This window comes from Vibrio sp. 10N.286.49.C3, from assembly GCF_041469545.1.
Taxonomy (GTDB): Bacteria; Pseudomonadota; Gammaproteobacteria; order Enterobacterales; family Vibrionaceae; genus Vibrio; species Vibrio tasmaniensis_A.
Genome location: NZ_JBFRKT010000090.1, coordinates 1 through 13,829 on the forward strand (window position 1 = coordinate 1; position 13,829 = coordinate 13,829).

Below are 13,829 nucleotides of genomic sequence, written 5' to 3' on the forward strand. Positions count from 1 at the left end.
CTTAAACAATGCATCCGGACGCGGGATGGAGCAGTTTGGTAGCTCGTCGGGCTCATAACCCGAAGGTCGTCGGTTCAAATCCGGCTCCCGCAACCACATTACAGTTGAACGTTGATTTGATGCTTTGTAGCAGAAAAGATGAACGGTTAGCTTATGCGATACTAGCTCAGTTGGTAGAGCGCAACCTTGCCAAGGTTGAGGTCATCGGTTCGAACCCGATGTATCGCTCCAGTTTACTTTTCATGGTAAACAAAACTCTTTAAATCACAGTGTTTAAAGACGACCTTATCGGTCACGCTCTTTCTTTAATGCTGCGAAGCATAATCCCCCCAAAAAGCAAATAATCCTCCATTATGGTGGATATTTTTTTGTCTTAAATTTTTGTTAGCAACAAGAATGCTAGTAAACATCAGGTCTCTGAAGCAGATACTTGAGGTTTTTCATATCTATAAACAGACTTATCCACAAAGTATCAAGTGTGGATAACTTGGTTGATAAAGTTATTTCAGACCTGATTCTTTACATTTCTCTAAAAGATCTTTCTTGTTTTCAGTATATTAGCTGAATTGCGCCGATCGTAACTCATTGTTTTTTATCAGGTTGAATGCTTGCCTTGAATTTGATAAAAGATCGTTAACTTGTTGTTTTTTGATCTTAATCATTTATCGGTACTGTGTTTAACTTTACGTGGGTGTCGGAAGTTTACGAGAGTTCTGAATTTTTTCCACATTGTTAGAATTGAGAACAAGGTCAAACATTGTTCGAAAATTATGTGCAACGAGTTGTGTTGTATGGTGGGTTGTTGGTGTGGATTGGCCTGCCAATCGTTGATGCCTAAGGGGTTAGGCGTCTCTTGGTAGCCCTTTCTCAACGATGCGTATTAGCCTGTGCTTTTTGGTGAGGATTTTGCTGCTATCTTTTTGCACACAACTATTTTTCTGCGTAGAGCTATCTTCTTGCATGCTGCTAGCATTGGGTAACTGTTGTAGTTGTTTATTTAAAGCCCACTCAATATGCACATCCAGCATTTCGTTGTTGCCTCGATGAGATTCCAGTGTTTCAACAATGCGTTGTTGAAATGGCGCATTGCCCATAGCAACAAAGATATTGCGTAACCATTGGGTGTGTCCAATACGTCTTATCGCTGAGCCTTCCATCTTCTTTAGGAAGGTAGCTTCATCCCAACTTGAAAGTGAAACAAGGTCTGCCTCTCGGAAGTCTTCTCTGCGGTGGAAGTCTGTTTGCTCAGTGAGTTCGGCATGGCGGTTCCACGGGCAAACTAACTGACAGTCATCGCAACCGTAAATACGATTACCAATTGCGTCTCTATACTCTTCCGGGATCACACCATCATATTCAATGGTTAAGTACGAGATACATTTTCGAGCATCCACTACGCCATCAGCAATAATGGCGCCCGTTGGACAAGAGGTGATACATGCGGTGCATTTGCCGCACTCATCGACACTGGGTTCATCTGTTGGAAGAGGTATGTTAACTAACAATTCTCCTAGGAAGAACCAAGAGCCAGCGTCTTTATCAAGAATTAATGAGTGTTTACCTGTCCAGCCCAACCCTGCTTTTTGAGCGAGCGGTCGTTCCAAAATGGGCGCTGAATCCACGAAAGGACGTGAGTCTAAACCTTCGACTTCCTTTTCGATTCTTTGTCCCAGCTTTTTCAACTGGTTGCGGAACAATTTGTGATAATCGCGGCCTAAAGAATAACGGCTGATATAACCTTGAGTGGTATCGCTTAGGTTAGAGGCAAACTGAGCTTCTGGTGGTAGATAGTTCATTCGGGCGCTGATCACTCGAATGGTGCCAGGGTGAAGTTCATTGGGACGAGCACGCATCATCCCATGTCGAGCCATCCAATCCATTTCGCCGTGGTTGCCAGCATCTAGCCATGCTTGAAGAGGGGCTTCATGTTCACTTAAATCAACATCGCAGATGCCAACTTTTTGAAAGCCTAGTTCTTTTCCCCAGATTTTAATTTTTTCAGCAAGATGGTCTAGATTCATGGCTTCATTCTTAATTCTTAATTCTTATTTTCTCTGTTTTACAATTAGAGATAAGGCTAATTAAAATTAGGTTCGGCAAAAATGGGGGCGGATCTTAACGGATCTTAGTGGTATTGACCAGAACAGACGTGTTTTGATCAGTATTTTTCATAGAACTTACACTTGAGTGCTTGTCTCCCAAAAGCATCACGGTTTACTATTCTTGTTCTTTTGATTTTTATATAGTCAACGATCGATTTTTAGAGAACGTATTCATGAGCACGAAACAATTTACTTTGAAAGATGAACAAGCAACGATTCAATTAGGAACGGAGCTTTCTAATCTTTGCTCACAGCAGACAACTATTTATCTGCATGGTGATCTTGGCGCAGGTAAAACGACCTTCAGTCGTGGTTTTGTAAAAGCACTTGGCCATCAAGGAAATGTAAAGAGCCCAACGTATACTCTCGTTGAACCTTATCAACTTGCCGATTGGCAGGTGTACCATTTTGATCTTTATCGCCTAGCCGATCCTGAAGAATTAGAGTTTATGGGGATTCGTGACTACTTCACGCCAGATGCTATCTGTCTGGTTGAATGGCCAGAGAAAGGTTATGGAATGCTACCAGAAGCTGATTTGGATATTGATATTCGTTACCAAGACGATCACCGCATTGTTTCTTTAACCGCTAACAGTGAATACGGACAGCGCTTACTTAGTCAGTTGGAGTTATGTTGATTTCTAGACGCCTTATTTCAGCAGTAGCTATGTTGGCTGCTGTTTTTTCTATATTGTTTTCTTCACTTGTTTCTGCAAACTCACTAAAGAGTTTAAGGGTTTGGCCTTCTCCAGAAGAAACTCGTGTGGTTATCGATTTAAAATCAGAAGCGGATTTCAGCTATTTCACCCTGAGTAGCCCGAGTCGCTTGGTTGTTGATTTAAAAAAGACCAACCTTGCAACTAAGTTACCGGTCGTGGTGAAAGACAGCCCCGTTCTATCTAAGATTCGTAAAAGCTCACCGCCAGACAAAAACACGTATCGCTTGGTTTTTGAGTTAAAGAAGTCGTCTAAAGCAGAGTTGTTTAAACTCAGTCCGACTCCTGGTGGTCAGTACGGACATCGCTTGGTGATCGACTTGCCTCATGGTGCGGCAAGTAAAGGCAAAGCAACATCAACGCCGAGTAAGCCAACAGTGAGTAAGAACCTCAATCAAGTTAAGCGTCAGCGTGATGTTCTGATTGTGATTGACCCAGGCCACGGTGGTGAAGATCCTGGTTCCATTGGCCCATCTCGTAAATATGAGAAGAATGCGACTCTTAGTATTTCGAAAAAGATCGCTGCGCAGTTAAATGCAGTTCCAGGAATCAAAACGCGTTTAACACGTAATGCTGATTACTTTGTAAACCTGAACAGACGTGTTGCAATTGCTCGTGAGAACGAAGCACACCTCTTGATCTCTATTCACGCCGATGCCTTTACGACGCCTCAACCAAGAGGTGGTTCGGTGTTCGTGTTGAATACTCGACGGGCAAATACTGAGATTTCCCGTTGGATTGAGAACAAAGAGAAGCAGTCAGAATTGCTGGGCGGCAGCGGTGCTGCGTTTACTGGCAATATTGCAGATAAAAACGTCAACCAAACCCTGCTTGATTTGCAGTTTAGCCACTCTCAAAAAGAGGGCTATAAACTGGCAACGACCATTCTCTCTGAAATGGGTAAGGTCGCAAAACTGCATAACAGTAAGCCGATTAACACCAGCTTGGCAGTGTTACGTTCACCACAAATTCCATCGGTACTTGTAGAAACGGGCTTTATTTCGAATCCGACCGAAGAGAAGCTTCTTTTCCAACGTTCGCATCAAGACAAACTTGCGCGGGCTGTGACCAAAGCGGTCGTTAAATATTTGAAAGCGAATCCACCAGAAGGGATTGTTATTTCTAACGCGGCGGCATCTTCTAACTCTACCAGTCAGCACAAAGTACAGCGTGGTGAATCATTGTCTGTGATTGCGAAGAGGTACGGCTCGTCTACACAAGCATTATTGAAGTTGAATGGTTTGAAGTCGACGAGCTTAGCGGTAGGGCAAATTCTAAAAATTCCAAGCTCGGGTTCACAAGCGGCTACCACAACAAGCCGTAAAACGCTGACACACACGGTTAAGTCTGGAGAGTACTTAGGCAAGATAGCTAGCCGTTACAAAGTATCGGTAGCAAGCATTAAACGTGAGAACCGCTTGAAATCAGAAACCGTGAGAGTAGGCCAAAAGTTACGTATTACGGTTGAAGTAAAAGATATACCTCTACGTAAACATAAAGTCGCAAGAGGCGATTATCTTGGCAAGATTGCTTCGAAATATGGCGTGAGCGTCAACAGTATCCGTCAAGCAAACAGACTACGTTCCGATGAGTTGGCCATTGGCCAAGTGCTGATTATTCCGCACAAATAGTTGGCTAATGTTGAAGTAATGTTTAGAACATAGAAGCAATCTCAAACGTGAGAAGTGCTTCTATAAATGGCAGTAAGGTAGCTATACATATGACGATCAAAATACTGCCAGCTCGGCTAGCTAACCAAATCGCAGCGGGTGAAGTGGTAGAAAGACCTGCTTCTGTTGTGAAAGAGTTGGTTGAGAACAGTTTGGATTCTGGTGCGACACGTATCGATATCGATATCGAGAAAGGTGGCGCTAAGATGATCCGCGTTCGTGACAACGGCAAGGGCATTGTTAAAGATGAGCTTGCCTTGGCATTAAGCCGTCATGCTACCTCTAAAATTCATACTCTTGATGACCTTGAAGCGATCGTCAGCCTAGGTTTCCGAGGTGAAGCACTGGCGAGTATTAGCTCTGTTGCCCGCCTAACTATGACTTCACGTCCTACGACTCAGGATCAAGCTTGGGCTGCACATAGTGAAGGTCGTGATATGCAGGTGAAACTGCAGCCAGCAGCGCATCCCATTGGCACCTCGGTTGAGGTATTGGATCTGTTCTTCAATACTCCGGCACGACGTAAATTCTTACGCACCGAGAAAACTGAATTCACGCATATCGATGAGCTGCTTAAACGCATTGCATTGAGCCGTTTTGATGTGACGATTAACCTTCGTCATAACGGTAAAATGATTCGTCAGTACCGCGCTGCAAAAACACAAGTTCAAGCCGAAAAGCGCATCGCAGCTGTATGTGGCAATCCTTTTGTTCGCCATATGCTTAAGATCGAACTTGAGCATCAAGGCTTAAAACTTCATGGCTGGATCACCACGCCTGAAGGAGCAAGACAACAAAGCGATCTTCAATACTGTTATGTGAATGGTCGTATGATGCGCGATAAGCTGATCAATCATGCGATTCGTCAAAGCTACGAAACTAGCTTGCGCCCCGACCAATTCGCGACGTATGTTTTGTTCATCGAGCTAGACCCACATCAGGTGGACGTGAATGTTCATCCTGCAAAACATGAAGTGCGTTTTCATCAAGCCCGCCTTGTACACGACTTCATCTACCAAGCCTTGAGTGATGGCTTAGCCCAAAGCAAACAAATTGATGCAGCACCGATCAAGCAGTCTGCGTTTCATCAGTCAGAAGTGATACATCATCAGCAAGATAGCTCGAATTCGGGTATCGGAGCGATTGCCAGTTTCTCAGAGCCTGAAAGCACAATGCCGAGCAGTTCAGAACAATCTCAAGTATCTGATAGTGAAAGATATGCTATTGAGCAAACGCCAGCCTACCCAAGAAAAGCAGAATCAGAGCACGCTTTTGATAAGCCTCAACACAGCGTTAATGATGGTGGGCAGCGTTATAGCTCACCAGCTAACCGAGGTTCATCGTCTAGCAGAGGCTCGTCGGATCGCGAAACCAGTTTTACAGGCTCGCCTCGCCAAGAGTGGATAGAGTCTCGACCTGAACCTAAAAAAGAAAAAGAGCCGCACCAACATCATGGTGAACCTGCTCCATCTAAGCGAGAAGTGAAAGCTTATAAAGAGCTTCTGAAAACGCCAGGTTTTGATGATCAAGTTGTACAACCATCATCTCCTCAAGAGCACGTGGCACCAGTAGAAACAAGAGATAACATAGACAAAGAAGCTAAGCCTTCTCAACAGAATCCCGTTAACTTGAATCCAAGAGCACCTGTAACGGACTTGGGTAAAGCGGTCTCGATTGTGGAACGTCAGTACTTGGTGATGGGTAATAAGAACGGCAGTGTGTTGGTTTCTTTGGCTAAGGCTGAGTTATTGCGTGTTGTTGGCCAGCTTGATACGCGTGATGGCGCGTTAAAGAGCCAACCATTATTAGTGCCTTTATCCATCAAATTAGGCGCTGATTTAGTCGATGTCGCTAAGGCACTAAGTCCAATGCTGTCTGTGCTTGGTATCGAGCTTAAAGCTAGGAATAACGAAGCGATAATGGTGATGGGAGTGCCTTCTCCTTTGAGGCAGCAAAACTTACAAATTTTGATCCCAGATCTGTTATCGTACGCGGCTTCAATAAACGCTCAGGCCTCGGAAACTCAAGGTCATAGCTTTTCTAGCGATACGTTACCATTACTGGTTAACTGGATCGGGATTCAGACAGCACAAGTAAAAAACGACTACACTTTATCTGAAGCGGTTCAACTAGTTGGGGAACTTGAGCAACTTTGGCATGGTCTACTTCCATTAGATGATCCCGAATTTGTTAATCCTATCGACTTTTCTGCAACCATCGCTGCTTTTATGGCTTAGTTTGTAGGTGAATTTTCACAGCTGAGTTTTAGATAAATTAAGCTTATTTACGGCTTCGGCTGTTTACGATTTAACTGTTACGATGCGGCTTTTCTTAGTAAACAAGTGTATCGCGACATGAAGCCTTTTAATTAAGTGCTCTAACAGAGAAATAAATACAAAATATCATGACTGAAAAATTACCTTTAGCGTTGTTTTTAATGGGCCCAACGGCATCAGGAAAAACAGATTTAGCTATCCGCTTACGTCAGAAATACCCGGTAGAGATCATCAGTGTCGATTCGGCGCTAATCTACAAAGAGATGGATATTGGTACTGCTAAGCCGGATGCAGGAGAGCTCGCGCTCGCGCCTCATCGCTTGATTGATATTCTCGATCCAAGCGAAGCGTATTCTGCGGCTGACTTTCGTCGTGATGCGATCAGTGAAATGAATAAGATTGTAGCGGAAGGTAAAATCCCGCTACTTGTTGGTGGCACAATGCTTTACTACAAGGCATTGTTGGAAGGTTTATCGCCACTACCCGCTGCGGATCAAGAGATTCGTAAGCAGATTGAAGCGGAGTCTATTGAACAGGGTTGGCAGGCATTGCACGATCAATTAAGAGAGATAGATCCCGTATCCGCTGAAAGAATACACCCAAATGATCCACAAAGGCTTTCAAGGGCATTGGAAGTTTATCGAATTTCGGGTAAAACATTAACAGAGCTAACTCAAACGAAAGGCGATAGCCTGCCATTTCGTGTAAAACAATTTGCAATAGCTCCCAAGGAAAGGAAAGAACTCCATCGCCGCATTGAGCTGCGTTTCGAGAAGATGATAGAAGCGGGATTTGAAGATGAAATGAAAGCGTTGTACGCCAGAGAAGATCTTCACCCTGAACTGCCGTCGATCCGATGCGTTGGTTATAGGCAGATGTGGGATTATTTAGATGGGAATTGCGATTTAGACGAAGCGGTTTTCCGTGGTGTCTGCGCAACCCGTCAATTGGCCAAGCGACAAATCACCTGGTTACGCAGTTGGGATGATTTAACTTGGTTGGATAGCGAAAACATTGAACAGGCGTTAGAAACTCTTTCAGATGCAATAGCATCTGATTAGTATTGCTGTGTATAATGTGATCGCTTTTGCGTGAATATACTCTGGAAAGGATCAGTTGTTGAGGCTTTTAAAAATCACAGCCTTTCAATAACAACGGAGTTTTTTTATTCGTTTAGCTCAGATGCAAAGGCCGCACCTTTTTGTGCACCACTAGCTAAATAATTACAACAAAATATAAATAAGGAAAATAAAATGGCTAAGGGGCAATCGCTACAAGACCCATTCCTAAATGCACTCCGTCGTGAGCGCATTCCAGTCTCTATCTATCTTGTTAACGGCATCAAGCTGCAAGGTCAGATCGAGTCTTTCGATCAATTCGTGATCTTATTGAAGAACACAGTAAACCAAATGGTTTACAAGCATGCGATTTCTACTGTGGTTCCTGCTCGTGCAGTTAGTCACCACAGCGGCGAGCAACAACGCGCGCCATCTGATCGTCCTGAGAAGACTGAAGATTAATCGTTCAATTGATACAGCTTGCGCTGTAATAAGGAGTTGGTTGCTTGTTTGACCGTTATGAATCCGGCGAGCGAGCCGTACTTGTTCATATCAACTTCACGCAAGAGGGAGAATGGGAAGACCTGAGCGAATGTGAAATGCTGGTCTCCTCAGCGGGGGTAGAAACGCTACAAGTGATTACTGGTAGCCGACAATCCCCACTCCCTAAATACTACGTTGGAGAAGGTAAAGCCCTAGAAATCGCACAAGCTGTTCAGCTAACCGGTGCTGAAATTGTGATTTTTAACCACTCCCTCTCTCCTGCCCAAGAGCGAAACCTCGAGCAATTGTGTAAATGTCGTGTGATTGATCGCACGGGTTTGATCTTAGATATCTTTGCACAACGTGCGCGAACTCATGAAGGTAAGCTACAAGTTGAGCTCGCTCAGCTTCGTCATATCTCTACTCGATTGATTCGTGGTTGGACTCACCTTGAAAGGCAGAAAGGTGGTATTGGTCTTCGTGGTCCAGGTGAAACTCAACTGGAAACCGATCGACGTTTGTTGCGTGACCGTATAAAGGCAATATTACGTCGTTTAGCGAAAGTCGCTAAGCAGCGTGAACAAGGACGACGTGCTCGTAATCGAGCTGAAATCCCAACAATTTCTTTGGTTGGTTATACCAACGCGGGGAAATCAACACTTTTCAATCGCATCACAAGTGCTGGTGTTTATGCGGCAGACCAACTGTTTGCAACCTTAGACCCAACACTACGTAAGATTGATTTGGCAGATGTCGGGCCTGCAATTCTCGCAGATACCGTAGGTTTTATCCGTCATCTACCACACGACTTGGTCGCTGCGTTCAAGGCTACGTTACAAGAGACGCAGGAAGCTGACATTTTGTTACATGTTGTTGATGCCAGTGATGACCGCTTTCGTGAGAACATTCAGGCTGTTCATGAAGTATTAGAAGAAATCGATGCTCATGAAGTGCCAACCCTTGTAGTCATGAACAAAATTGACTGCATGGAAGACCAAAAACCTCGAATTGAAAGAGACGAAGAGGGCGCACCTCGCGCTGTTTGGGTTTCTGCAATGGAAGGAGAAGGCATTGAACTGCTGTTTGAAGCTTTAACTGAGCGTTTAGCAAGTCAAATGGTTCAATTCCGATTGTGTATTCCACATCAACATCAGGGCCGTATTCGTAGCTTATTCTTTGAGATGAAATGTATTCAACAGGAAGAGTATGATGAAAATGGTAACTTGTTGATAGATATCCGAATGCAACAAATAGATTGGTCTAAACTTGAAAAAAGAGAAGGGGCGCTCTTAGGTGACTTTATCGTTACCAAAGAGACTGCTACAGTATAACGTCATATCAAATGATGGAGCTTTCTAATGGCGTGGAATGAGCCTGGAAATAACAACAACGGCGATAATAACGGCCGCGATAATGACCCTTGGGGTAAGAACAATAATCGCGGCGGCCGAGATCAAGGACCGCCAGACTTAGACGAAGTGTTTAGTAAACTAAGTCAAAAGTTAGGTGGCAAGTTTGGTAAAAAAGGTGGCAACGGTAACGGGCCATCTATCGGTGGTGGCGGTGCGATTGGCTTTGGTGTCATTGCTGTCATTGCGATTGCTATCTGGTTCTTCGCTGGTTTCTACACCGTTGGCGAAGCAGAAAGAGCAGTAGTACTTCGATTGGGTCAGTTCGACCGTATCGAAGAGCCTGGTCTTAACTGGCACCCACGCTTCATCGATGAAATCAAAGATGAGCAACTAGTAAACGTTCAAGCGATTCGTTCTCTACGTGCTGCTGGCACCATGCTAACGAAAGATGAAAACGTTGTGACCGTTGAAATGGGTGTTCAATATCGTGTTTCTGACCCATACAAATACTTGTATCGTGTAACGAATGCAGACGACAGTTTACGCCAAGCAACCGATTCTGCGCTTCGTGCGGTAATTGGTGACTCACTAATGGATAGTATCTTGACAAGTGGTCGTCAGCAGATTCGTCAAAGCACTCAAGAAACGTTGAACCGTATTATTGATAGCTACGACATGGGTATTCTGATTGTTGACGTGAACTTCCAGTCAGCACGTCCACCTGAGCAAGTGAAAGATGCATTTGATGATGCTATCGCGGCTCGTGAGGATGAAGAGCGTTTCGAGCGTGAAGCTGAAGCTTACCGAAATGATATTCTTCCAAAAGCAACAGGTCGTGCTGAGCGTTTGAAGAAAGAAGCGGTGGGTTACTCAGAGCGCACAGTTAATGGTGCTCTAGGTCAAGTAGCTCAGTTCGAGAAACTGCTACCTGAATACCAAGCAGCTCCTGAAGTAACACGTAACCGTATGTACCTTGATACAATGGAAAAAGTGTACTCAAGCACATCGAAAGTCCTGATTGATTCTGAATCAAGCGGTAACTTGCTATACCTACCAATTGATAAGCTAGGCGCACAAGGTGGTTCTCAGTCGGGCACTCGCCCTGCAAAAACATCATCAACTTACGATCAAATTGAGTTAGAAACTCAAGCCGATCCAAAGTCTAGCACTCAAACTCGTTCAGACAGTTCACGTCAAGGGAGATACTAATAATGCGTAAATTAATGATCCCTGTATTAGTTGTGACGATTGCCCTTCTATTGATGTCACTATTTGTGATTCAAGAAGGCGAACGTGGCATGGTAATTCGTTTTGGTCGAGTTCTCGATGACAACGGCGTATCACGAATCTATGAACCAGGCTTGCACTTTAAACTGCCTATGTTTGATCGCGTAAAAGTACTTGATGCTCGTATTCAAACAATGGATGGTCGTTCTGACCGTTTCGTAACATCAGAGAAAAAAGACGTTCTAATTGATACCTACGCAAAATGGCGTATTGCTGATTTTGGACGCTTTTATCTGAGTACCGGCGGCGGCAATATCATGACGGCAGAAGCACTTCTTGAGCGTAAAGTGACAGATGTTCTTCGTTCTGAAATTGGTTCTCGTGAAATTAAGCAGATCGTGTCAGGTCCTCGTAATAAGGACATCCTGCCAGACTCTGCTGATAGCGAAGTTGTCACAACGGTAGCGGCTGCAGAAGCACTAGAAGTTGATGGCGAACGCGATAAGATCATGGAAAACGTTTTGTCTGGAACGGCAGAAAGTGCGATGGCTGATTTAGGTGTTGAAGTTGTTGATTTCCGAATGAAGAAGATTAACCTTCCTGACGAAATCAGTGAATCTATCTACCGCCGTATGCGTGCAGAACGTGAGTCGGTTGCTCGTAGACACCGTTCACAAGGTCGTGAGAAAGCAGAAGTTATCCGTGCTCAAGCTGAGCTAGAAGTCGCGACTGTTCTTGCTGAAGCTGACCGTACTGCTCGAGTGACTCGTGGTGATGCTGATGCAGAAGCAGCGAAGATCTACTCTGATGCGTTCAGCAAAGACCCTGAGTTCTATGGCTTCATGCGTTCACTGCAAGCTTATGAGACATCATTTAGCGATAAGAGCGACATTCTAGTACTGGATCCGAAGACTGACTTCTTCCAATACATGAATCAAGCAAGCGGTGCTCCAGCAAAATAAGCTGATTCGTTAATTCATTAAATTAGCGAAGTAACTAAAAATCAAAAGGCTCCCATAATGGGAGCCTTTTTGTTTTCTATTCGTTGAAGATTGAAGATTGAAGATTGAAGATTGAAGATTGAAGATTGAAGATTGAAGATTGACCATTGAATCTTCGAGGGAAGTCGTAGTGACAGCTCCGTACTTTGAGAAAACCTAACGATAGGTCATGAAAGCGATAACGGCACCAGCCACCACAAGACAACCGCCAATACGGCGCAGTTGCGTGTCTGGTTGCTCGCTCAGTTGCGCGACCATGTTTCTCCAGCCATTAGGTGCAATCAAGGGGCCGAGCCCTTCAGCGATAAGAACGAGCCCAATAGCGAGCCAAATTGATTGAGACATGGTTCTGCCTTTTGTCTATAAAATGCAATGATATCAGCATCTTTACACATTCGCCCTCAGTTATCGCTGGTTTATTTTTGTACAGCGTTAACGTTTATGAACAAAAAGTGACTGCAAGAAGTGTGATTCAGTGCTAGAATCCATTTTTAATTAGCAACAGAAATTGGAAAGATGGGAAATAACGTAGTCGTTCTAGGCACCCAATGGGGTGATGAAGGTAAAGGTAAAATCGTTGACCTTTTAACTGAAGATGCAAAATACGTGGTTCGCTACCAAGGCGGTCACAATGCAGGTCACACACTTGTAATTGACGGTGAAAAAACCGTTCTTCACTTAATTCCATCAGGCATCCTACGCAATAACGTTAAATGTGTTATTGGTAACGGTGTTGTATTATCGCCTGACGCACTTCTTAAAGAGATGAAGCCTCTTGAAGAACGCGGTATCCCAGTGCGTGAGCGTCTTTTCATCTCTGAAGCTTGTCCTCTAATTCTTCCGTACCATATTGCTATCGACAACGCGCGTGAAATCGCTCGTGGCGCTAAAGCTATCGGTACAACAGGTCGTGGTATCGGTCCTGCTTACGAAGATAAAGTTGCTCGTCGCGGTCTACGCGTTGGCGACCTTTTCGATAAAGAAGCATTTGCTGAGAAGCTAAAAGAAGTTATGGAATTCCACAACTTCCAACTAGAGCACTTCTACAAAGCTGAAACAGTAAGCTACGAAGAAGTACTTGAGCAAGCGATGAGCTACGCAGACATGTTAACTGCGATGGTTATCGACGTAACTGACGAACTAGACGCAGCACGTAAGCGCGGCGACAAGATCATGTTTGAAGGTGCTCAAGGTACGCTACTAGATATCGACCACGGTACTTACCCATACGTAACGTCTTCTAACACGACTGCTGGTGGTGTTGCTGCAGGTTCTGGTTTCGGTCCTCGTCACATCGGTTACATCCTTGGTATTACTAAGGCTTACTGTACTCGTGTTGGTTCAGGTCCATTCCCAACTGAGCTATACGATGGCCTTGAGAAGCAAGATCCAGTCGGTAAGCACCTAGGCAATGTTGGTCACGAGTTTGGCGCAACTACTGGTCGTCTACGTCGTACAGGTTGGTTCGATGCTGTTGCTATGCGTCGTGCAATCCAAATCAACTCTCTATCTGGTATGTGTCTAACTAAACTAGACGTTCTAGATGGCCTAGAAGAACTAAAAATCTGTACTGGTTACAAGATGAAAGATGGTTCTATCCTAGAAGTTTCTCCAATGGCTGCTGAGTCATTCGAAGAAGCGACGCCAATCTACGAAACAATGCCTGGTTGGTCTGAAAACACATTTGGTGCTAAATCTATCGACGCGCTTCCACAAGCTGCTCTAGATTACATCAAGCGTATCGAAGACCTAACTGGCGTTCCAATTGATATCGTATCAACTGGCCCAGATCGTAACGAAACTATCATCAAGGTTCACCCATACGGCGCATAATGCCAGCTGAGTGATTACCACAGCACGAACCGTACTGAGGTAATTAAAGTACTTTGATAATGAAATAGTTTTCTAAAAGCCGACTTTATTAAGTTAATGCCGTTCGGATAA

The 13,829-nt window shown here is 44.4% G+C and carries 11 protein-coding genes and 2 tRNA genes; 11 read left to right on the forward strand and 2 right to left on the reverse strand.

The window, feature by feature from the left end:
• Positions 1-19: 19 nt before the first annotated feature.
• Positions 20-96, forward strand: a tRNA-Met gene (locus AB4180_RS22260).
• A gap of 59 nt (positions 97-155) precedes the next feature.
• Positions 156-231 (forward strand) — tRNA-Gly (locus AB4180_RS22265).
• A gap of 611 nt (positions 232-842) precedes the next feature.
• Here AB4180_RS22265 and queG read toward each other — a convergent pair.
• Entirely contained in the window at positions 843-2,021 is a 1,179-nt protein-coding gene (gene queG / locus AB4180_RS22270; RefSeq protein ID WP_102250082.1) for a tRNA epoxyqueuosine(34) reductase QueG, read from the reverse strand.
• Between the two features lie 254 nt (positions 2,022-2,275).
• On the opposite strand from queG, the gene tsaE reads away from it, so the two are divergent.
• From tsaE to hflC, 8 genes are all read left to right on the forward strand, one after another.
• Positions 2,276-2,740 carry a tRNA (adenosine(37)-N6)-threonylcarbamoyltransferase complex ATPase subunit type 1 TsaE gene (tsaE, locus tag AB4180_RS22275; RefSeq protein ID WP_004735870.1) on the forward strand — a complete coding sequence of 155 codons (465 nt, stop codon included), beginning with the start codon at positions 2,276-2,278 and terminating at the stop codon, positions 2,738-2,740.
• Entirely contained in the window at positions 2,734-4,449 is a 1,716-nt protein-coding gene (locus AB4180_RS22280; RefSeq protein WP_102250081.1) for an N-acetylmuramoyl-L-alanine amidase, read from the forward strand. Before tsaE ends, AB4180_RS22280 begins: the two co-directional genes overlap by 7 nt.
• Positions 4,450-4,538: 89 nt before the next feature.
• Entirely contained in the window at positions 4,539-6,725 is a 2,187-nt protein-coding gene (gene mutL / locus AB4180_RS22285; protein ID WP_102250080.1) for a DNA mismatch repair endonuclease MutL, read from the forward strand.
• Positions 6,726-6,892: 167 nt separating this feature from the next.
• A complete protein-coding gene (miaA, locus tag AB4180_RS22290) occupies positions 6,893-7,825 on the forward strand; it encodes a tRNA (adenosine(37)-N6)-dimethylallyltransferase MiaA (protein WP_102250079.1) in 933 nt (310 codons plus the stop codon).
• 192 nt (positions 7,826-8,017) lie between these two features.
• The gene (gene hfq, locus AB4180_RS22295) at positions 8,018-8,284 is read left to right on the forward strand and encodes an RNA chaperone Hfq (protein ID WP_004735866.1); all 267 of its coding nucleotides are present in this window, start codon (positions 8,018-8,020) and stop codon (positions 8,282-8,284) included.
• 44 nt (positions 8,285-8,328) lie between these two features.
• Positions 8,329-9,636: a ribosome rescue GTPase HflX gene (gene hflX, locus AB4180_RS22300; protein ID WP_017059928.1), complete on the forward strand. Its 1,308-nt coding sequence runs from the start codon at positions 8,329-8,331 to the stop codon at positions 9,634-9,636.
• A 27-nt stretch (positions 9,637-9,663) separates the two neighbouring features.
• Complete coding sequence (gene hflK / locus AB4180_RS22305) at positions 9,664-10,866, forward strand: FtsH protease activity modulator HflK (RefSeq protein ID WP_009847882.1); 1,203 nt, start codon at positions 9,664-9,666, stop codon at positions 10,864-10,866.
• Positions 10,867-10,868: 2 nt separating this feature from the next.
• Complete coding sequence (gene hflC / locus AB4180_RS22310; protein WP_009847883.1) at positions 10,869-11,846, forward strand: protease modulator HflC; 978 nt, start codon at positions 10,869-10,871, stop codon at positions 11,844-11,846.
• Between the two features lie 195 nt (positions 11,847-12,041).
• On the opposite strand, the gene AB4180_RS22315 is transcribed toward hflC, so the two are convergent.
• Positions 12,042-12,230, reverse strand: a complete 189-nt coding sequence (locus AB4180_RS22315) for a DUF2065 domain-containing protein (protein WP_009847884.1) — start codon at positions 12,228-12,230, stop codon at positions 12,042-12,044.
• Between the two features lie 171 nt (positions 12,231-12,401).
• Between AB4180_RS22315 and AB4180_RS22320 the strand changes: the two genes are divergently transcribed.
• Positions 12,402-13,718: an adenylosuccinate synthase gene (locus AB4180_RS22320; RefSeq protein ID WP_102250078.1), complete on the forward strand. Its 1,317-nt coding sequence runs from the start codon at positions 12,402-12,404 to the stop codon at positions 13,716-13,718.
• Positions 13,719-13,829 lie beyond the last annotated feature (111 nt).

Excerpts from the sequence above, each read along its gene's own strand:
- queG (WP_102250082.1), bottom strand. The coding sequence starts at position 2,021 with ATGAATCTAGACCATCTTGCTGAAAAAATTAAAATCTGGGGAAAAGAA.
- tsaE (WP_004735870.1), top strand. The coding sequence starts at position 2,276 with ATGAGCACGAAACAATTTACTTTGAAAGATGAACAAGCAACGATTCAA.
- AB4180_RS22280 (WP_102250081.1), top strand. The coding sequence starts at position 2,734 with ATGTTGATTTCTAGACGCCTTATTTCAGCAGTAGCTATGTTGGCTGCT.
- mutL (WP_102250080.1), top strand. The coding sequence starts at position 4,539 with ATGACGATCAAAATACTGCCAGCTCGGCTAGCTAACCAAATCGCAGCG.
- miaA (WP_102250079.1), top strand. The coding sequence starts at position 6,893 with ATGACTGAAAAATTACCTTTAGCGTTGTTTTTAATGGGCCCAACGGCA.
- hfq (WP_004735866.1), top strand. The coding sequence starts at position 8,018 with ATGGCTAAGGGGCAATCGCTACAAGACCCATTCCTAAATGCACTCCGT.
- hflK (WP_009847882.1), top strand. The coding sequence starts at position 9,664 with ATGGCGTGGAATGAGCCTGGAAATAACAACAACGGCGATAATAACGGC.
- hflC (WP_009847883.1), top strand. The coding sequence starts at position 10,869 with ATGCGTAAATTAATGATCCCTGTATTAGTTGTGACGATTGCCCTTCTA.
- AB4180_RS22315 (WP_009847884.1), bottom strand. The coding sequence starts at position 12,230 with ATGTCTCAATCAATTTGGCTCGCTATTGGGCTCGTTCTTATCGCTGAA.
- AB4180_RS22320 (WP_102250078.1), top strand. The coding sequence starts at position 12,402 with ATGGGAAATAACGTAGTCGTTCTAGGCACCCAATGGGGTGATGAAGGT.